We start from the raw sequence: 17307 nt of genomic DNA on the forward strand, positions 1-17307 counted from the left end.
TCATGGGCCCGCCACGGCCGAAGCCCTGATGCATCGGGCCCTGGCGGAACGGATCTGAACCGTGTCGCGGCAGCCCGATAGAAATAGATGGGGGTCCGGGGGAATACTTTCCCCCGGCCTTGCTTCAGGCCGCCGTGGCCCGCCAGGACGGGCGGTCCCGCAGGAAGCCGGCGAAGGTTTCCTCTCCCGCGACGATCGGCTCGAACTCCGGCGCGGCGGGGGGCTGGCCGACGAGGGTGACCGGGTCGATGCGCGTGTGGAAGGAGGGGTGGACGAAAAGGGGGATGGAGTAGCGTTCCCGACCCGAAGTGTTCGTGACGCGGTGCAGGGCCGCGAGGTAGCGGCCGTTCGTCCAGCGGCGCAGCAGGGCGCCGACGTTGATCACGATCGCCTCGGGATCCGGGACGACGGGCAGCCAGTCGCCGGAGGGCGCGCGGACGGAGAGGCCGCCGTTCATGTCCTGGATCAGCAGGGTGATGAGGCCGCGGTCCACGTGCGCGACGACGCCGTAGTCGGAGGTCTCGGCCACGGCTTCCTGTGGCGGGTAGTGGACGACGCGCATGTTCGAATAGGTCTCGCGCGACATCTCGGCGAAGAAGGTCTCGGGCGCGCCGAGGTGCAGGGCGGCGGCGCTGAGGATGTCCTCTCCGAGGGAGAACATGGCGCGGTAGAGCGGCTCGATCCCGGCGCGCATGGACGGCATGGCGGGGGGCCAGGGCGTCTCGGCGTGGAAGGGGAGCTCGCGGAGTTCGGGATCGGCGGGACGGTCGGGGTGGCCGATGGAGAAGGCCTCGTTGCCGCTCGGCTTCTCGCCGGGGCGCTGGCCGTCGAACATCGGGATGTAGCCGCGGTTGTTGCGGCGGTCCTGGACGGCGCGCTTCTCGGGCTCGGGCAGGGCGAAGAAGGATTCGGCGGCGGCGAAGGCGTCGGCGATCAGGGGACGCGGCAGGCCGTGGCCGACGAGGGAGACGAAGCCGTAGTTCTCGAAGAGCGCTCCGAGGGCGTTCGCCACGTCCCGGCGCGCAGCGGCGTCGCCGGTCCGGAAGGAGGCGAAGTCGAGGGTGGGGATGCGGTCGGTCATGGTTCCTCGCATGTTGTGGGGAGAGCGGATTCACGCCTCCAGGCGGGGCCGCCCTCCGGTGATCCGCTCTAGAGGCGCCGGCCCTCGGGGGGCGGCAGGTAGGCATCGGTGTAGATCGCGTCGGCGCGCAGGCGGTGGGGGAGGTTGAAGGCGACCTCCACCGCCTCGATCCCGCGTTGCAGGCGGGCGGGGTCCACGTTCGAGAGGCCGTTGGCGCGGACGTTGTCGGTGACGAGGTGCTGCTCCGCGTTGAAGCGGTAGCGTTCGAGCTCGATGGGGATCTCGCTCAGCGGCTCGACCTGGCGGAGGACGGTCATTGCCTCCTCCGGGTGGTGCCAGGTGTAGGATTGGGCGCGGAAGAGAGCCGCGATGGTGGCGCGGACGGCGGCGGGCTCGCGCTGGAGATAGGCGCGGGTGGTCATGAAACAGGTGGCGTAGAGGTCGAGGCCGTGGTCGCGGTAGAGCATGATCCGCTGCCGCGGCATGTCCACGCCGAGCGACTTCAGCGACAGCGCGGTGGAGGTGACGATGCCCGTGATGGCGTCGGCGCGGCGCTGCAGGAGCATCGGTTCGCGAAGTTCGGCGCGAACGGTGAGCCAGTTGATGCGGGCGAGGTCGAGGCCGGCGGCGCGGGCGAAGGCGGGAAAGAGCTGGCGTCCTGCATCGATGTCGGGGGCGCAGAGGGTGCGGCCCTCCAGGTCCTTCGGGGTGCGGATGGGCCCGTCGGCCAGGGACGTCACGCAGAGTCCGCTGCGGTCGCCGGTGATGGCGACGACGATCAGGCCGGAGTCCGGGTTCTCCGCCATGAACTTCAGCGTCGGGTTGATGTCGCCCTGGCCCATGTCGAAGGTGCCGGCCGCCACATCGATGGGCACGCGGCCCGAGCCGAAGCCGCGTGAGAGGGCAACGTCCACGCCGGCCTCGCGGAAGAAGCCCTTCTCCCGGCCGAGCAGGGCGTAGGCGTTGGGGCCCTGATAGGCCCAGTCGAGCGTGAAGCGGACGCGGGGGAGGGCGGCCTGGGCGCGGAGCGTGCGGGGCGCGGCAAGGGCCGGGGCGAGCAGCGCGGCCGCGAGGGTGCGGCGGGACAGGGGCAAGCTTCGGTCCTCCCGAAAGACGCGAGCGCGTTGCAAGGCGTGCGCCAGTCCGGGCCGGCGCGCTCAACGCAACGGGCGGCCGCGGATCGATCCGGAATCCTGTGTCCCGCAAGTGACTGATCGGGCAATCCGATTGCACGCGGCCGGCGCTGGACGGGGCGGCCTTGGGCCCGCAGGCTACGGGACAGAACCCGGAGGAAACCGATGCCCCTGACCCGACGCGCCGCGCTCGGCACCGCGATGCTGCCATGCGTGCTCCCTCGGGCCGCGCGGGCGCAGGACGCCTACCCGTCCCGGCCGGTCACGCTGGTGACGGGCTACGCGCCCGGCGGGCTGACGGACCTGACCACCCGCGCCATCGCGGAGCGGATGCAGCGGGAGCTCGGCCAGCCAGTGGTGGTGGACAACCGGGTCGGCGCCGCCACGGCCATCGCCGCCACCGCGGTGGCAGGCGCACGGCCGGATGGCTACCTGCTGCTGATGGGGGCCTCGTCCCTCGCGATCAATCCGGCCCTGCAGCCGAATCTGACGCCGCGCGACCCGCGGACGGAGCTGGTGCCGGTGGGCTTCGCCTACCGCTCGGCCTTCGTGCTGCACGTCCACCCCTCCCTGCCGGTGCGGACCGTGGCGGAGCTGGTGACCTGGGCGAAGGCGAATCCCGGGCGGCTGAACTTCGGCTCATCCGGCACCGGGGCGGTGAACCACCTGGCGCTGGAGCTGCTGCGGACCCGCGCGGGCATCGACGTCACGCACGTCCCCTATCGCGGCGGCGTGCCCGCACTGATCGACCTGCGCCAGAACCGCATCCAGGCGATGTTCCAGGCGGCGCTGGAGGCGATTCCGGCGATCCGCGAGGGCGCGACCCGCGCCATTGCGGTGAGCGGGACGGACCGCCTCGCGCTGCTGCCGGAGGTGCCGCCGGTGGCGGAGACGCTGCCGGGCTTCGACGCCGTGTTCTGGCAGGGCCTCTTCGCGCCCGTCGGGACGCCCGCCCCGGTGATCGCCCGCCTCTCGGCCGCCCTTCGCGCCGCGACCGACGATCCCGCCTTGCGCGCCCGCATGGCCGAGCAGGGCGTGGCCATCGAGACCGGCGACGCCGAATATCTGCGCCGCGTGCTGGCCGAGGAGACGGAGATGTGGGGCCGGCTGATCCGGGAGGCGGGCATCCGGGCGGAGACGTGACGCGGACGGCCCGGGCGCAGTGAGGCCCGCCGGCGCGCGGCCGGTCAGGCGACGAGCTTGACCGGCTCCTTGGCCACCGCGGCCAGGGCGAGGGAGTCGATGCCGTTGCCGGTGCCGGGGTCGAAGCGGGCGGCGATCTCGATGGCCTGGTGGGCACCGTGGCCGAGAGCCATCACTGCCATGGCGTAGTCGCGGCCGGAGCCGATGGCGGCGAAGGCGTCCTCCACCTTCCAGCGGCTGTCGCGGTTGTGCATCCAGCAGGTGCCGTCCGGCATGACCTCCAGCGCGACGGCCCAGCGGTCGCTGTCCTGGCAGTTCGGGCGGTCGCCGCCGCGCTCCAGCCAGTCCAGCACCTGGGTGCAGACGCCGAAGTCGCCGGTGGCGCCGATCAGGCGGCCATCGCCGGTGCGGCGGATCTTCGTGGTGGAATAGACGGTGGTGCCGCTGGTGATCCGGCGGTCGCCGGCCAGGGTGGTGCCGTCCCATGCGATCGTGGTCATGAGCGGATCGTGGCTCACGACCCCGTGAACTTCAAGCGGGATGTGCGGTGCAGCAGCGGGCGGGGTATGGGGCGGCCCGTTGGTCCGTCAGGGGGCGTGGTTGCGGGTTCTGTTCGTCGCGAACGTGGATTTCGCGCTGCGCCACTTTCTCCTGCCGCTGATGCGAGGCGCCCGGGCCCGGGGGCATGAGGCGATCGGCGCCTGCGCGGAGGGGCCGCTGCTGGAGATCCCGCGGTCCGAGGGGTTCGAGGTGGTGGCGGTGCCGATGGCGCGCAGCTTCTCCCCCGGAGCGAACCGGCGGGCTCTGGGCGCGCTGCGCGGGCTGATGCGGGACCGGCGGCCGGACCTGGTGCACGCGCATTTCCCCATCTCCGGCCTGCTGGCGCGGGTGGCGGCGCGGGCGGAGGGGGTGCCGAAGGTCGCCTATACTTGCCACGGCTTCCTGTTCAACCAGCCCGGCCCGGCCTGGCGGCGGGGGCTGTCGCTGGCGATGGAGGTGCTCGGCGGGCGACTGACGGACGTCTTCCTGACGGTGAGCGAGGAGGAGGCGCGGGACGCGAGGCGGCTGCGCATCCACCCCCGTGCCACGGCGGTGCTGAACGGGCGCGATCCCCAGCGGTTCCGGCCCGATCCGGCGGCGCGGGCGGCGGTGCGGGCAGAACTCGGGGCCGGGCCGGGGGATTGCGTGGTGACCGTCGTGTCCCGGCTGGTGCGCCACAAGGGGCATCCGGAGCTGCTGCGGGCGATGGAGGCGGTGCCTGGGGCGACGCTCTGGGTGGTCGGGGACCGGCTGGCGAGCGATCACGGGGCGGATCTGGAGCCGGATTTCGCGCGGGCGGAGGCGGTGCTGGGGCCGCGCCTGCGGCGGCTGGGCTACCGGCACGACGTGGACCGGGTGCTGGCCGCGAGCGACGTCTTCTGCCTGCCCAGCCATTTCGAGGGGCTGCCGATGTCGGTGATCGAGGCGATGCTGACGGGGCTGCCGGTGGTGGCGACGGACATCCGCGGCCCGCGGGAGCAGGTGGTGGAGGGGGGGACGGGGTTCCTGGTGCCGCCGATGACCGTGGCGCCGCTGGCGGAGGCGCTGGGCAAGCTGGCGGCCGATCCGGCGCTGCGGGCGCGGATGGGCGAGGCGGGACGGGCGCGGGCGCTGGAGTTGTACGACGAGGCGGCGGTGGTGGGACGCACGCTGGACTTGTTGGGCCTGTAGCGCCGGGAGGCGCCGCCTCCCGGACCCTCTGCCGGGGGGCGGAAGCACTGCTTCCGCCCCTGATGTCTGCGAGCCGGGGAAGGCAACACCTTCCCCGGGGCCGCCGATTTCCATCAAGCCGGGCTGACAAATTGCGTTGGGGGCTGGGGGAATTCCCACCCGCAGCCCTTATTGTCCCCGCATGGCCCAGCACACCACCAACCTGCACCTTGTCTCGGACAGCACGGGGGAGACGCTGAACTCGATCGCCCGCGCGACGCTGACGCGGTTCGAGGCGCCGCACGTGATCCAGCACCGCTGGTTTCTCGTCCGGTCGCGTTTCCAGCTGGAGCAGGTGCTGGAGGGCATCCAGGCCGAGCCGGGGCCCGTCATGTTCACCCTGGCCGACAAGTCGCTGCGGCACAGCCTGGAGGAGTTCGCGGGGCGGCTGGGGGTGACGACGCTGTCGGTGCTCGACCCCGTGCTGGAGCTGTTGCAGAAGGAGATCGGCGAGGCGGCGAAGGAGAAGCGGGCGGCACAGCACGTCCTGGACGCTGACTACTTCCGCCGGATCGACGCGATGCACTACGTGCTGGCGCATGACGACGGGCAGGGCGTGGCGGGCATCCAGGAGGCGGATGTCTGCCTGGTGGGCGTGTCCCGCAGCAGCAAGACGCCGACCTGCTTCTACCTCGCGAACCGGGGGATCAAGGCGGCGAACGTGCCGATCGTGCCGGGGGCGGCGCTGCCCGACATCCTGGACCATCCGCCCTGCCCGGTGATCGGGCTGACCATCGAGGTGGGGGCGCTGATCGAGATCCGCCGGCACCGGCTGAAGCTCATCGGCGCGGGCGGCGTGCGGCAGGACACGAACGACTACGTGGACCTCGATTCCGTTAAGGCGGAGATCCTGGCGGCGCGGCGGCTCTGCACGTCGCACGGGTGGCCGGTGATCGACGTGACCCGGCGCAGCATCGAGGAGACCGCGGCGACGGTGCTGCAGCTGATGGAGGCGTGGCACGCGCGGAGCACGAAGGCGAGCGCGGCGGCGCCGGCGTGAGCGCGGCTTTGCAGGCGTCGGCGCCGCCGGTCGTGCTGGCCAGCGCGTCCCCGGCCCGGCGGGCGCTGCTGGAGGCGGCGGGGCTGCGCTTCGAGGCGCTGGCGGCCGCGGTGGACGAGGCGGCAATCAAGGAGAGCGCGCGGGCCGAGGGCTTCACCACCGCCGAGGCCGCGACGCTTCTGGCCGAGGCCAAGGCGCGCCGCGTCGCGTCCCGCCGGCCGGAGGCGCTGGTGATCGGCTGCGATTCCATCGCGGTTCTGGGCGACACTTGGCTCGACAAGCCCGGCAGCGTGGAGGGCGCGCGGGAGCATCTGCGGGCGCTGCGGGGGAAGAGCCATTCGATCGTCAGCGCGGTGGTGTGCTGGCGGGGCGGGGGACGGATCTGGGGGCATGTGGAGAGCCCGCGGCTGGTGATGCGCGACTTCTCCGACGCGTTCCTCGACGCCTATCTGGCGGTGGAGGGCGAGGCGGTGACGGGGAGCGTCGGCGCCTATCGGCTGGAGGGGCTGGGGGCGCAGCTCTTCGCGCGGGTGGAGGGCGACCACGCGGCCATTCTCGGCCTGCCGCTGCTGGCGCTGCTGGGCTTCCTGCGGCAGCACGGGGTGCTTCTGCGCTAGGCGCCCTCAGCCGCGCGGCCCGGCGCGGGCGAGGACGGCGCGCAGCTCCGCCACCGTCTCCGGCGGCAGGCGGCGGAAGGTGGCGGCGAGGCGGTTGGCGAGTTCCGTCGCCTCCGGTGTCAGGCCGGCCGTGTCCAGCACCACCCGGGGATGGGAGAGGCGGGCGAGGCGGGCCAGCTCGTCGGCCTCGTCCCAGATGAGGCCGAAGAACTCGTTCACCTGATGCACGAGGCCGGGGCCCGGGGCGCCGCGCTTCCCGTGTTCCAGCGCGGAGAGGTAGGGGGCGGAGACTTGGAGCGCCGCGGCCATGGCGCGCAGCGTGACGCCGCGCTCCCGCCGCAACTGCCGCAGCCTGGCGCCGAAGGGGGTGATGCGACCGACTCCTGGGCCGTTTCGGGGCGGAGTATCGGGGCATCGGGCGGCGCGATGAAAGGCGGGGGCTTCCCGGCGCGGACGCGGGCGGCCACATCGGGAGCATGACGTCCATCTTTCGACGGCGGGCGCTGTTGGCGGCGGCGCTGCTGCCGGCCTGCACGCCGCAGGTGATCCCGGCCGGACCCGCGATCGGTGACCCGGCCTTCGCGCCCGATGCGGCGCCGCTGCGCTTCGTCATGGCGGATGGCGCGGCACTGCCGGTGCGCGCCTGGCTGCCCGAGGCGCCGCCGCGCGCCGTGCTGCTGGCGCTGCACGGCTTCAACGACAGCCGGAACTTCATGGTGGAGCCGGCCGCCGCGCTGAACGAGGCGGGGGTGGCGATCTACGCCTATGACCAGCGCGGCTTCGGGGGGGCGCCGAACCGCGGGGTCTGGGCGGGGAGCGCCACGATGGTGTCCGATGCCGCCACGGCGGCGCGGCTGGTGGCGGCGCGGCATCCCGGCGTGCCGGTCTTCCTCATCGGGGAGAGCATGGGGGGCGCGGTGTGCCTGCTGACCGCGGCCTCCGCCGATCCGCCGGATGTGGCGGGCTATGTCCTGCTGGCGCCGGCCGTCTGGGGGCGGGTGACGATGCCCGGGATCATGGTCGGGCTGCTGGAGGTGCTGTCCCACACGGTGCCGCGCATCGCGGTCTCCTCCGGCGTGCCGGGGATCAGCCCGACGGACAACCAGGCGGCGCTGCTGCGGATGGCGCGCGATCCCCTGACCATCCGCGACACGCGGGTGGACACGACGCGGGGGCTGGTGGACCTGATGGACGACGCGCTGGCGGCGGCGCCGCGGATCGGGCGGCGCACGCCGCCGATGCTGCTGGTCTATGGCGCGCGGGACCAGCTGGTGCCGCCGGTCGCGACGCGGGCGCTGCTGGACCGGCTGCCGCCGGAGGCGCCCTGCCGCATCGCCTATTACAGCCGCGTCCACCACATGCCGCTGCGGGACCTGGAGGGGCCGGTGGTGATCCGGGACATCCTGGCCTGGATGGGGGCCCCGGGGGCGCCGCTGCCCTCGGGCGCGGATGTGGCGGGGCGGGAATGGGCGGCGCAGCGCGTGCGGGCGGCGGGGTGAGGCCGGCGGGCGCCGCCGGAGCGGAGGAGGCGCTGCCCGATCCCTTCATGGGGGCGGACGGGGTGTTCACCCTCCTGCTCGCGGCCGTGGTCGCGGCGCTCAGCCTCGGCGTCGCGCCGGCGCTGGCGCTGCGGGGCGTGCTGCGGGCCGCGCGGGCCGAGGACAGTCCGGTGATGCCGCCTGCCCGCGTCCTCGTGCTCGGGGCGCGGTTGCGCGGCGGCGTGGTCGGCGCGGCCTTCCGGGCGCGGCTGGACCGGGCGCTGGCCCTGGCCGCGGCGGACCCCGCGCTGGTGGTGGTCGTGCTGGGCGGCCCCACGGAGCCCGGCCATCCGCCCGAGGCGGAGGCGGGGCGAGACTACCTGATCGCGGCAGGTCTGGCGCCGGACCGGATCCGGACGGAGACCCGGTCCCGCCACACGCTGGAGAACCTGCGCCAGCTCCGCGCCACGCTGCCGCCGGGGGAGGGGCCCGATCTGCTGGTCACCAGCCGCAGCCACCTGGCGCGCGCGAGCCGGATGGCGACCGTGCTCGGGCTGCCGCACCACCCCTGCGCCGCGGAACCGCGCGGGCGCCTCCCCCCGGGCGAGCTGCTGCGGGAGGCGCTGCTGCTGCACTGGTACGACACCGGCCATGCCTTCGCGCGGATGACGCGGAATCGGCGGATGCTCGCGCGGCTGCGGTGAGGCGGCGTGCGGCGGCATCGCGGTGCGACGGCGAATTACGAGATTGGGTGAAGGGTCAGGGAAGGCCGGTGGAGTTCACTCCCCCGGCCTATCCTTTACTCCGTCTCCAGCCCCGCCGTCGCGAGCAGCGTGGCGAAGGCGAGCTGCATGTCGCGCAGCGTCTGCCCCGGCTCCATGTCCACCCATTCATCCAGCGTGTGCGCCCCGCCGCCGGCGCCGGCGGAGATGGCGATGCCGGGAATGCCGAGGGAGATGGGGATGCTGGCGTCGGTGGAGCTGGCCACCGTCCGCGGCGCGTGGCCGAGGGCCGACGCGGCGGCGCGGGCATGGGCGACGAGCTCGCTCCGCTCGTCCACGGCGCCGGCCGGGCGGTCGCCGATCTTCTTCAGCTGGACGGTGATGCTGCCCTTCTCGGTGCGGCGGGCGGCGTTCTCGGCGGCGACGGCGCGCTGAACGATCTCGTGGAAGGCGCGGTCGAGGCGTTGCAGCTCGGACGCGGAGTCCGAACGCAGGTCCACCTCCATCCAGACCTCGTTGGGGATGGAGTTCACGGATGTGCCGCCGCCGACGACGCTGGCGGAGAAGGTGGTCTTCGGCTGCGCGGGGACATTGATGCGGGAGAGGGCGACGATCGCCTCCGCCATGGCGAAGGAGGGGCTGACGGTGCCGAAATCCATGAAGGAGTGGCCGCCCGGGCCGCGGAAGGTGGCGCGGTAGCGGAGCGAGCCGGTGGCGCCCGAGACGATGGTGCCCATGCCCATCGGACCCTCGACGGAGATGAAGGCGGCGATGCGGCCGGCGTAGCGGCCCTTGGTGAAGAGGAAGCGGACGCCGCGCAGGTCGCCCAGCCCTTCCTCCCCGACATTGCCGAGGAAGAGGATGTCGTGGCGCGTGCGCAGCCCCGCCGCGTCCATCGCGCGCAGCAGGGCGAGGTTGATGGCGAGGGAGCGGGTGTCGTCGCCGATGCCGGGCGCGAGGAGCTTCGTGCCGTCCCGCTTGACCTTCAGGTCCGTGCCGGCGGGAAAGACCGTGTCCAGATGCGCCGCGACGACGATGAGGGAGCCGTTGCCGAGGCCGCGGCGCAGGCCCATCACGTTGCCCTCCGCGTCCATCTCGCATTCCTCGAGGCCGGCCTCGCGGAGCATGTCGAGATAGGCGCGGCCGCGCGCCTCCTCCCCGAAGAAGGGAGCGGGGATCTCGGTGAGGCGGATGGTCTCCTCGACGAGGCGTTCGTGGCCCGCCGCCAGGTGCTCCAGCGCGGCCCGGTAGGGCGCGCTCGCCATGATCCGATCCACCGTCACCGGGCTCAATCCCTGCTGAAAGAACGGCTGTGCGTCAGGCGCGGGGGGATGTCCAGGGGAGGGCGCCGCGTTGCCGGTCCCGGGTCGCTGCGGCATAGGGGGCGAATGTTCGCCGCGTCAGCCGCATGAACCCGCTGGTCGTCATTCCCGCCCGGATGCAGGCGACCCGCCTGCCGGACAAGCCGCTGGCGGACATCCTGGGCATGCCGATGATCGTCCACGTCCTGCAGCGCGCGCGGGAGGCCGATATCGGCGCCGTGGTGGTGGCGACGGACAGCGACGCCATCCGGGCGGTGGTGGAGTCCGCCGGCGGCCGGGCGGTGATGACGCGGTCCGACCATCCCTCGGGTTCCGACCGGGTGCAGGAGGCGGTGGCGGCGCTGGACCCGGACGGGCGGCACGACGTGATCGTGAACGTGCAGGGCGACCTGCCGACCATCGCGCCCGAGGCCATCCGCGCCGCGCTGCGCCCGATGGCGGAGCCGGAGGTGGCGATCGGCACGCTGGTGGTGGAGATCGTGCGGGAGGAGGAGCGGACCGCGTCCTCCGTGGTGAAGATGGTCGGCACGCCGATCGGGGAGGGGCGGTTCCGCTGCCTGTACTTCACCCGGACGACGGCGCCCTGGGGCGAGGGGCCGCTCTACCACCACATCGGGCTCTATGCCTGGCGGCGGGCGGCGCTGGCACGCTTCGTGGGGATGCGGCCCTCCACGCTCGAGGTGCGGGAGAAGCTGGAGCAGCTCCGCGCGCTGGAGGCGGGGATGCGGATCGACGCGGTGGCGGTGGACGACGTGCCGCTGGGCGTGGACACGCCCGCGGACCTGGAGCACGCCCGGGCCCTGATGGCCGCGCGGGAGCGCTGATCGCGCGCCGAAACGGTTAGCACCTTCGGATTCGCTGCGGCAACATTCCGGCCGGCGGCGGATCGGGGCGGGGTCCGTGGCCGCCGCGCCGCGCCGCCCTGCGGAGAAGGGCATGATCGAGTTGGGAACGCTGACGACGCTGCACACCGGGATCAGCTACGCCGCGCTGGCGACGGGGCTGGTCACGGTGGTGCAGATGCTGCGCGGGGTGCCGGCCCCGGGCTGGACGATGCTCTTCCTGGCCACGGCGGTGCTGACCAGCGCCACGGGGTTCCTCTTCCCGTTCAACGGGGTGCTGCCGTCGCATGTGGTGGGCGGGATCGCGCTGCTGGTCCTCGCCCTGGCGCTGGCGGCCCGCTACGCCTTCCGGCTGAACGGGGCCTGGGGCCCGGTCTATGCGGGCGGGCTGGTGGCCAGCCTGTATTTCCTGGTCTTCGTCGGCATCGCCCAGGCCTTCGCGAAGGTGCCGGTCCTGCACAGCGCGGCGCCGACCCAGTCGGAGGCGCCCTTCGCGATCGCGCAGGCGGTGGCGCTGGTGGGCTTCATCGTGCTGGGCATCGCGGCGGTGCGGGTGGCGCGGCGGGTGCCGGCGGCGGCCTAGGGCGGTTCTGGCCGTAAGAAGGCCGGGGGAAAGAATTCCCCGGACCCCATCTCTTTCTATCGGGCTGCCGCGGGCCAGGGGCGAAGCGGGCCGCGGCGCCCGCGAAGGTCAGCGGACCTCGAGCAGTTCCACGTCGAAGACGAGGGTGGCGTTGGGCGGGATGACGCCGCCGGCGCCGCGGGCGCCGTAGCCCTTCTCCGGCGGGATGGTCAGGGTGCGCTGGCCGCCGACGCGCATGCCCGCGACGCCCTCGTCCCAGCCCTGGATCACCTGGCCGGCGCCGAGGGAGAAGCGGAAAGGCGTGCCGCGGTCCCGGGAGGAGTCGAACTTCCGGCCCTTGTTCTCGGGCGCGGAGGGGTCGTGCAGCCAGCCGGTGTAGTGGACCGCGACCTCCTGGCCCGCGCGCGCTTCCTCGCCCGTGCCGATCACCTGATCCGTCATGCCGCGATGCTCCGTGTTGGGAGGCGCCCCATAGCGGGGGCAGGCGGGGATGGACAGGGCGCGGGGCGGGCACGTTGCGGTGTTCTCATCGGGAGGCCCCTGCACGCGGCGTCCGATCCGGGGAATTGTCTTCCCGGTGCCGCCCGTCCGACCCCCGGCGCGGCGCGGGAGGACCGGGATGAGCGGTGCCACGCGGCTGGTGACCCCTCCGCCGGACCCCGGCGCAGAGCCGCCCGGGCCCGCGGCGGGCCGGGAGCAGCGCCCTTCCGGGACCCAGCGCTTCCTGTGGTGGTTCCAGCGCGGCCTCGCGGTGGTGGGCGTCGTGCTCGGCCTCCTGTTCGCGATCGACGATGGTCTGGAAAGCCGGTCGCTGCCGTCCTGCGACTCCCACCGGGCGCGCTCCTCGCTCACCGGCATCCTGCGGGAGCGGCATCTCGACGCGACGGGCACCCAGGATCGCCGCACCGTCTCCTCCTCGGAGACGGAGGTGGTCTGCGCTGTGCGGGTGACGGTGCGCGACGCCGCGCCGGTCCAGGTGGATTACCGCTTCTTCCGAGAGGGGGAGGCGCAGCGGATGGGCTACACCATCCGCACCGTGCCGACCGGGCGCTGACCTATCCCGGCGCCCGTCCCTGAAACAGGTCGCGGGGTCCGGGGGGCACGTCTGCCCCAACGGAGGAGCCGGGGTTGGAAGCACTGCTTCCTACGAGCCTCCCGGGCTCCGGTGTCAGGCCGCGCGGAGACCGCGGCGGACGGGGCGCAGGCTCTGGCCCCAGCGCACGGCGACCGAGAGGACCTCCTTGGCCCCGTCCCGGTCGAGGAGGAGGAAGAGGCACCAGGCCCGCGTGCCGCTGTCGTAGACCGGAACGTCCTCGGCCTCCGCACGGCATCCCAGGTGCTGACCCACGGCCTGCGCCACCGCGTCCCAGCGGTCGGTCCCGGGCGGGACCCAGGCCGGCTGCTCGACCCCGTCCAGCGTGTAGTGGACGCAGGTTGTCGCGGGCGGCGGGCCGACGACCCGGGCGCGGGCCTGCACCTCGTTCCGGAACATCGTGCCTCCTCCGGTGTCTCCGCGCATGAGAACGCTGGGACAGCCGGTGGGATCAGATCCGTCGCGAGGCTGTGACAGGTTGGGATGCAGCGGCCTCAGGCCGCGTCCGCCCGGTCCATCGCGGCCTCGGCGAGGATGGAGAAGGAGCGCTTCCGGGCCTCGTGGTCGTGGATCTGGGACGTGACCATCAGCTCGTCCGCGCCGGTGCGGGCGGCGAAGTCGCGGATGCCCTGGCGCACCGTCTCCGGCCCGCCGACCACGGCGCAGGTCAGCGACCGGGCGAGATGGGCGCGCCAGGAGGGGTCCAGCGTCTCCTCGAAGCCCTCCACCGGACGGGGCAGCTTGCCCGGGCGGCCGGAGCGGAGGTTCACGAAGGCCTGCTGGTGGGAGGAGAAGAGCAGCCGTGCCTCCGCGTCCGTGGGGGCGGCATGCACGTTCAGGCCGAGCATGACGTAGGGCTTCTGCGAGAACTCGGAGGGCCGGAAGGTGCCGCGGTAGATCTCGATCGCCTCCATCATCTGGGCCGGGGCGAAGTGGGAGGCGAAGGCGTAGGGCAGGCCGAGGGCCGCCGCGAGCTGCGCGCCATAGGTGGAGGAGCCGAGGATCCAGACCGGCACCTCCAGCCCCGCGCCGGGGACGGCCTGGACGGGCTGGCCGGGCTGGGCGGGGCGGAAATAGGCCATCAGCTCCATCACGTCCTGCGGGAAGCTGTCCACGTCGCCGGTCAGGGTGCGCCGCATGGCATAGGCGGTGCGCTGGTCCGTGCCGGGCGCGCGTCCCAGGCCGAGGTCCACGCGGCCGGGGTGGAGGGCGGCCAGCGTCCCGAACTGCTCCGCGATGATGAGGGGGGCGTGGTTCGGCAGCATCACGCCGCCGGCGCCGATCCGGATGGTGCTGGTGCCCTGGGCCACATGGGCGAGGGCGACCGCGGTGGCGGCGGAGGCGATGCCCGGCATGTTGTGGTGCTCCGCCATCCAGTAGCGGCGGTAGCCGAGGGATTCCGCGTGGCGGGCAAGGTCGGCCGAGTTGCGCAGCGCCTGGCCGGCGTCGCTTCCTTCGGGGACCGGGGAGAGGTCGAGGACGGAGAGGGGGATCATGCGGGGCAGATGGGGTGCCCTTCGCGCCGGCCAAAGACCCTTCCGGGCCCGGCGCGCCTTGGCGCACCGGCCCCGCGGCGCTAGACCGGCCCGGCCCCAGGGTCCTGAAGTTGCATGTCCGCCGCCACCATCGCCCCCCCGCCCGAAGCCGCCGACCCCTCGGTGATGCAGCCCGCCGCCCTGGCCGCGGCCCGGGCGGAGTTCGACGCGATCGACGATGCCGTCCATGACCTTCTGATGCGGCGGGCCGGGCTTTCGGCGCAGCTGGCAGCGCACGGGATGAAGGCCGGCGGCGCCTCCTTCCGCCCGGGGCGGGAGGCGATGATCCTGCGGCGGCTGCTGGCTCGGCATCAGGGGCCCATGGCGCGCGGCACCGTGGTGCGTCTTTGGCGGGAGGTGATCTCCTCCTCCCTGCGGCAGCAATCGGCCTTCTCCGTCGCCGCCCTGGCCGGGGCGGAGGGGCTGGCGCGCGGGCATTTCGGGCTGGACACGCCGCTGCGGGCGCATCCGTCCCCGGCGCGGGTGCTGGCGGCGCTCTCGGCCGGGGAGGCCTCGGTCGCCATCCTGCCGGCCCCGGCCGACGGGGATGAGCGGGAGGCCGCCTGGTGGGCGAGCCTCGACGCGCCCCGGCTGCAGGTGGTGGCGGCCCTGCCGATCCTGCTGCCGCCCGGGCAGGGGCAGCCGAGCGCCCTGGTGGTCGCCGCCTTCGCGGCGGATGCCACCCCGGCGGATCGCGGGCTCGTCCGTCTGGAGCGGGCGCCCGATACCTCCCGCGGGGCGCTGCTGGCCGCGCTGGCGGGGGCGGGGCTGACGCCGCGGCGGCTGATCCTGGCCGCCGGCGGGGCCCGCGCGCTGGCGGAGGTGGAGGGGCTGCTGCGCCCCGACGACCCGCGTCTGGCGGCGCTCTCCGCCGCCCGCCCGACCGTGATCGGCGGCTTCGCCGAGCCAGTGGCCGAGGACGCCCCGGGCGCCGCGCCCGGCTGATCCGCGGCCCTTTCCGAACACCAGCCGAAAGAAGACGGCCATGACCGTGATGCCCAGCACCGTGCAGCCTCGGCCCTCGATCCTCTCGGTCGAGCCCTATGTCGGCGGCGAGTCGAAGCTTCCGGGCGTCAACCGCATCATCAAGCTCTCGTCCAACGAGGGGGCCTTCGGGCCGCCGCCGGGGGCGATCGCGGCGATCACGGAGGGGGCGCGGGAGGCGCATCGCTATCCCGATGGCGGCGCCCACGCGCTGCGCGCGGCGATCGGGAAGCATCACGGGCTGGACCCGGAGCGGATCGTCGTCGGCAACGGATCGGACGACCTGCTGGCGCTGCTCATCCTCGCCTATGGGGGCGAGGGGACGGAGCTGGTGATGTCCGCCCACGGCTTCATGATGTACGACCTGACCGGGCGCTGGGCCGGCTGCCGCGTCATCAAGGTGCCGGAGAAGAATCTCGTCGCCGACGTGGACGGGATCATCGCCGCCTGCGGGCCACGGACGCGCATCGTGATCCTGGCGAACCCGAACAACCCGACCGGCGCGCTGCTGCCCCAGTCCGAGGTGAACCGGCTGCGCGCGGGGCTGCGCGACGACGTGCTGCTGGTGCTCGACAGCGCCTATGCCGAATACGTGGACGCGGCGGATTACGACCCCGGCACGGCGCTGGTGGATGCCGGGACCAACACGGTGATGACGCGCACCTTCAGCAAGATCTGGGGGCTGGGCGGGATGCGGCTGGGATGGTGCTACGGCTCCGCCCCGATCATCGACGTGCTGAACCGCGTGCGCGGGCCCTTCAACGTGAACGCCGCCGCCATGGCGGCCGGCATCGCTGCCCTGGCGGAGCCGGGCTGGGTGGAGAAGTCGGTCGCGCATAACCGCGAGTGGCGCGCGCGCGTCTCCGCAGGGCTGGAGGAGCGGGGCATCAAGGCCTGGCCGAGCGAGGGCAACTTCGTGCTGGCCGATTTCGGCACCCCGGAGGCGGCGAAGGCGGCGGACGCTCATCTGCGGACGCGCGGGCTGATCGTGCGCGCCATGGGCGGCTACGGCCTGCCGCAATGCCTGCGCATGACCATCGGCACGGCGGAGGAGTGCGGGATGCTTCTCGACGCGCTCTCCGACTTCAGGCCGCCCGGCCGTGGCTGACGCGGCACCCGCGGCGGGGACGGCGGAGGCGCCGCTCTTCGAGCGGCTCTGCATCATCGGGCCGGGGCTGATCGGATCCTCCATCCTGCGCGTGGCGCGGGAGCGGGGCGATATTGCGCGGCACCTCGTCGCCACCGCGCGCTCCGAGGCAACGCTGGCGCGGGTGCGGGAACTCGGCCTCGCCGACACGGTGGAGGCCGATCCCGGCCGCGCTGTGGAGGGGTGCGACGGGGTGATCCTCTGCGTGCCCGTGGGGTCCTATGCGGGGGTGATGGCGCGGATCGCGCCGCATCTTTCGCCGGGCTGCGTGCTGAGCGACGCGGGTTCCACCAAGGGCAGCGTGATCCGGGACCTGACGCCGCTGCTGCCGAAGGGCGTGCACCTGGTGCCCGCGCATCCCATGGCCGGCACGGAGCATTCCGGGCCGGATGCCGGCTTCGCCGAGCTGTTCAAGGGCCGCTGGTGCATCCTGACGCCCCCGCCCGGCACCGATCCCGCTGCCGTCGCGCGCGTGCGGGCCCTGTGGGAGCGCGCGGGCTCGATGATCGAGGTGCTGGACGCCACCACCCATGACAAGGTGGTGGCCATCGTCTCCCACCTGCCGCACCTCATCGCATTCACCATTGTCGGCACGGCCGACGACCTGGCGCAGGAGACCCGGGAGGCGGTGCTGCGCTTCGCGGCCTCCGGCTTCCGCGACTTCACCCGCATCGCCGCGAGCGACGTGGACATGTGGCGCGACGTCTTCCTGAACAACCGGGAGGCGGTGCTGGAGATGCTGGCCCGCTTCACCGAGGACGCCCAGGCCTTCGGGCGCGCGGTGCGCTGGGGCGAGGCGGGGTTCATCGAGGACCGGATCAAGCGCGGGCGGAAGATCCGGCGGTCCTTGATCGAGCTGAAGCAGGCTTGAGGAGGAA

Annotated in this window: 20 protein-coding genes; 12 read left to right on the forward strand and 8 right to left on the reverse strand. The window is 73.5% G+C overall.

The annotated features are described in order from the left end of the window. Positions 1-124: 124 nt before the first annotated feature. Together ACP6CK_RS21510 and ACP6CK_RS21515 are read right to left on the reverse strand one after the other, a co-directional pair. Entirely contained in the window at positions 125-1081 is a 957-nt protein-coding gene (locus tag ACP6CK_RS21510; protein WP_426955358.1) for an isopenicillin N synthase family dioxygenase, read from the reverse strand. A 68-nt stretch (positions 1082-1149) separates the two neighbouring features. After that, a complete protein-coding gene (locus tag ACP6CK_RS21515; RefSeq protein WP_426955359.1) occupies positions 1150-2175 on the reverse strand; it encodes an ABC transporter substrate-binding protein in 1026 nt (341 codons plus the stop codon). A 204-nt stretch (positions 2176-2379) separates the two neighbouring features. Here ACP6CK_RS21515 and ACP6CK_RS21520 point away from each other — a divergent pair, with 204 nt between their 5' ends. Continuing rightward, positions 2380-3357: a Bug family tripartite tricarboxylate transporter substrate binding protein gene (locus ACP6CK_RS21520; RefSeq protein WP_426955360.1), complete on the forward strand. Its 978-nt coding sequence runs from the start codon at positions 2380-2382 to the stop codon at positions 3355-3357. Between the two features lie 44 nt (positions 3358-3401). On the opposite strand, the gene ACP6CK_RS21525 is transcribed toward ACP6CK_RS21520, so the two are convergent. Next, positions 3402-3857 carry a hypothetical protein gene (locus ACP6CK_RS21525; RefSeq protein ID WP_426955361.1) on the reverse strand — a complete coding sequence of 152 codons (456 nt, stop codon included), beginning with the start codon at positions 3855-3857 and terminating at the stop codon, positions 3402-3404. 100 nt (positions 3858-3957) lie between these two features. On the opposite strand from ACP6CK_RS21525, the gene ACP6CK_RS21530 reads away from it, so the two are divergent. The 3 genes from ACP6CK_RS21530 (at position 3958) to ACP6CK_RS21540 (ending at position 6723) form a co-directional block, all read left to right on the forward strand. After that, complete coding sequence (locus ACP6CK_RS21530; protein ID WP_426955362.1) at positions 3958-5067, forward strand: glycosyltransferase family 4 protein; 1110 nt, start codon at positions 3958-3960, stop codon at positions 5065-5067. 181 nt (positions 5068-5248) lie between these two features. After that, positions 5249-6106, forward strand: a complete 858-nt coding sequence (locus ACP6CK_RS21535) for a pyruvate, water dikinase regulatory protein (protein ID WP_426955363.1) — start codon at positions 5249-5251, stop codon at positions 6104-6106. Further along, on the forward strand, positions 6061-6723 hold the full coding sequence (locus tag ACP6CK_RS21540) for a Maf family protein (protein WP_426955364.1): 663 nt from the start codon (positions 6061-6063) through the stop codon (positions 6721-6723). The genes ACP6CK_RS21535 and ACP6CK_RS21540 overlap by 46 nt, the downstream gene beginning before the upstream one ends. 6 nt (positions 6724-6729) lie before the next feature. On the opposite strand, the gene ACP6CK_RS21545 is transcribed toward ACP6CK_RS21540, so the two are convergent. Next, positions 6730-7095, reverse strand: a complete 366-nt coding sequence (locus tag ACP6CK_RS21545) for a helix-turn-helix domain-containing protein (RefSeq protein WP_426959963.1) — start codon at positions 7093-7095, stop codon at positions 6730-6732. A 104-nt stretch (positions 7096-7199) separates the two neighbouring features. Here ACP6CK_RS21545 and ACP6CK_RS21550 point away from each other — a divergent pair, with 104 nt between their 5' ends. Together ACP6CK_RS21550 and ACP6CK_RS21555 are read left to right on the forward strand one after the other, a co-directional pair. Beyond that, positions 7200-8222: a lysophospholipase gene (locus ACP6CK_RS21550; RefSeq protein WP_426955365.1), complete on the forward strand. Its 1023-nt coding sequence runs from the start codon at positions 7200-7202 to the stop codon at positions 8220-8222. Further along, entirely contained in the window at positions 8219-8905 is a 687-nt protein-coding gene (locus ACP6CK_RS21555) for a YdcF family protein (RefSeq protein WP_426955366.1), read from the forward strand. The genes ACP6CK_RS21550 and ACP6CK_RS21555 overlap by 4 nt, the downstream gene beginning before the upstream one ends. 95 nt (positions 8906-9000) lie before the next feature. Here ACP6CK_RS21555 and ACP6CK_RS21560 read toward each other — a convergent pair whose 3' ends face one another. After that, positions 9001-10188, reverse strand: coding sequence for a M20/M25/M40 family metallo-hydrolase (locus ACP6CK_RS21560; RefSeq protein WP_426955367.1), 1188 nt, complete (start codon positions 10186-10188; stop codon positions 9001-9003). 143 nt (positions 10189-10331) lie between these two features. On the opposite strand from ACP6CK_RS21560, the gene ACP6CK_RS21565 reads away from it, so the two are divergent. Together ACP6CK_RS21565 and ACP6CK_RS21570 are read left to right on the forward strand one after the other, a co-directional pair. Beyond that, complete coding sequence (locus ACP6CK_RS21565) at positions 10332-11069, forward strand: 3-deoxy-manno-octulosonate cytidylyltransferase (protein WP_426955368.1); 738 nt, start codon at positions 10332-10334, stop codon at positions 11067-11069. 112 nt (positions 11070-11181) lie between these two features. Beyond that, a complete protein-coding gene (locus tag ACP6CK_RS21570; RefSeq protein ID WP_426955369.1) occupies positions 11182-11670 on the forward strand; it encodes a hypothetical protein in 489 nt (162 codons plus the stop codon). Between the two features lie 108 nt (positions 11671-11778). Here the strand turns inward: ACP6CK_RS21570 and ACP6CK_RS21575 are convergent, their stop codons facing one another. Next, on the reverse strand, positions 11779-12111 hold the full coding sequence (locus ACP6CK_RS21575; protein ID WP_426955370.1) for an FKBP-type peptidyl-prolyl cis-trans isomerase: 333 nt from the start codon (positions 12109-12111) through the stop codon (positions 11779-11781). A 178-nt stretch (positions 12112-12289) separates the two neighbouring features. On the opposite strand from ACP6CK_RS21575, the gene ACP6CK_RS21580 reads away from it, so the two are divergent. Further along, the gene (locus ACP6CK_RS21580) at positions 12290-12724 is read left to right on the forward strand and encodes a hypothetical protein (protein ID WP_426955371.1); all 435 of its coding nucleotides are present in this window, start codon (positions 12290-12292) and stop codon (positions 12722-12724) included. A gap of 114 nt (positions 12725-12838) precedes the next feature. On the opposite strand, the gene ACP6CK_RS21585 is transcribed toward ACP6CK_RS21580, so the two are convergent. Both ACP6CK_RS21585 and ACP6CK_RS21590 read right to left on the reverse strand, forming a co-directional pair. Continuing rightward, positions 12839-13162, reverse strand: a complete 324-nt coding sequence (locus tag ACP6CK_RS21585; protein ID WP_426955372.1) for a hypothetical protein — start codon at positions 13160-13162, stop codon at positions 12839-12841. 95 nt (positions 13163-13257) lie between these two features. Then, positions 13258-14259: an LLM class flavin-dependent oxidoreductase gene (locus ACP6CK_RS21590; protein ID WP_426955373.1), complete on the reverse strand. Its 1002-nt coding sequence runs from the start codon at positions 14257-14259 to the stop codon at positions 13258-13260. A 114-nt stretch (positions 14260-14373) separates the two neighbouring features. Between ACP6CK_RS21590 and ACP6CK_RS21595 the strand changes: the two genes are divergently transcribed. From ACP6CK_RS21595 to ACP6CK_RS21605, 3 genes are read left to right on the forward strand one after another with little or no spacing between them, the layout of a single operon-like run. Continuing rightward, entirely contained in the window at positions 14374-15243 is an 870-nt protein-coding gene (locus tag ACP6CK_RS21595) for a chorismate mutase (RefSeq protein ID WP_426955374.1), read from the forward strand. A gap of 49 nt (positions 15244-15292) precedes the next feature. Further along, the gene (hisC, locus tag ACP6CK_RS21600; protein WP_426959964.1) at positions 15293-16390 is read left to right on the forward strand and encodes a histidinol-phosphate transaminase; all 1098 of its coding nucleotides are present in this window, start codon (positions 15293-15295) and stop codon (positions 16388-16390) included. After that, entirely contained in the window at positions 16383-17300 is a 918-nt protein-coding gene (locus tag ACP6CK_RS21605) for a prephenate/arogenate dehydrogenase family protein (protein ID WP_426955375.1), read from the forward strand. Before hisC ends, ACP6CK_RS21605 begins: the two co-directional genes overlap by 8 nt. The last annotated feature ends 7 nt before the right edge of the window (positions 17301-17307 follow it).

The organism is Muricoccus radiodurans (genome assembly GCF_050154705.1).
In the GTDB taxonomy this organism is placed as follows: domain Bacteria; phylum Pseudomonadota; class Alphaproteobacteria; order Acetobacterales; family Acetobacteraceae; genus Roseomonas; species Roseomonas radiodurans.

What these genes read in the sequence shown, in the direction of transcription:
- ACP6CK_RS21565 (WP_426955368.1), top strand. Translation starts at nt 10,332, where the DNA reads ATGAACCCGCTGGTCGTCATTCCCGCCCGGATGCAGGCGACCCGCCTG.
- ACP6CK_RS21585 (WP_426955372.1), bottom strand. Translation starts at nt 13,162, where the DNA reads ATGTTCCGGAACGAGGTGCAGGCCCGCGCCCGGGTCGTCGGCCCGCCG.
- ACP6CK_RS21525 (WP_426955361.1), bottom strand. Translation starts at nt 3,857, where the DNA reads ATGACCACGATCGCATGGGACGGCACCACCCTGGCCGGCGACCGCCGG.
- ACP6CK_RS21535 (WP_426955363.1), top strand. Translation starts at nt 5,249, where the DNA reads ATGGCCCAGCACACCACCAACCTGCACCTTGTCTCGGACAGCACGGGG.
- ACP6CK_RS21560 (WP_426955367.1), bottom strand. Translation starts at nt 10,188, where the DNA reads ATGGCGAGCGCGCCCTACCGGGCCGCGCTGGAGCACCTGGCGGCGGGC.
- ACP6CK_RS21575 (WP_426955370.1), bottom strand. Translation starts at nt 12,111, where the DNA reads ATGACGGATCAGGTGATCGGCACGGGCGAGGAAGCGCGCGCGGGCCAG.
- ACP6CK_RS21510 (WP_426955358.1), bottom strand. Translation starts at nt 1,081, where the DNA reads ATGACCGACCGCATCCCCACCCTCGACTTCGCCTCCTTCCGGACCGGC.
- ACP6CK_RS21595 (WP_426955374.1), top strand. Translation starts at nt 14,374, where the DNA reads ATGTCCGCCGCCACCATCGCCCCCCCGCCCGAAGCCGCCGACCCCTCG.
- ACP6CK_RS21520 (WP_426955360.1), top strand. Translation starts at nt 2,380, where the DNA reads ATGCCCCTGACCCGACGCGCCGCGCTCGGCACCGCGATGCTGCCATGC.
- hisC (WP_426959964.1), top strand. Translation starts at nt 15,293, where the DNA reads ATGCCCAGCACCGTGCAGCCTCGGCCCTCGATCCTCTCGGTCGAGCCC.
- ACP6CK_RS21570 (WP_426955369.1), top strand. Translation starts at nt 11,182, where the DNA reads ATGATCGAGTTGGGAACGCTGACGACGCTGCACACCGGGATCAGCTAC.
- ACP6CK_RS21550 (WP_426955365.1), top strand. Translation starts at nt 7,200, where the DNA reads ATGACGTCCATCTTTCGACGGCGGGCGCTGTTGGCGGCGGCGCTGCTG.
- ACP6CK_RS21590 (WP_426955373.1), bottom strand. Translation starts at nt 14,259, where the DNA reads ATGATCCCCCTCTCCGTCCTCGACCTCTCCCCGGTCCCCGAAGGAAGC.
- ACP6CK_RS21580 (WP_426955371.1), top strand. Translation starts at nt 12,290, where the DNA reads ATGAGCGGTGCCACGCGGCTGGTGACCCCTCCGCCGGACCCCGGCGCA.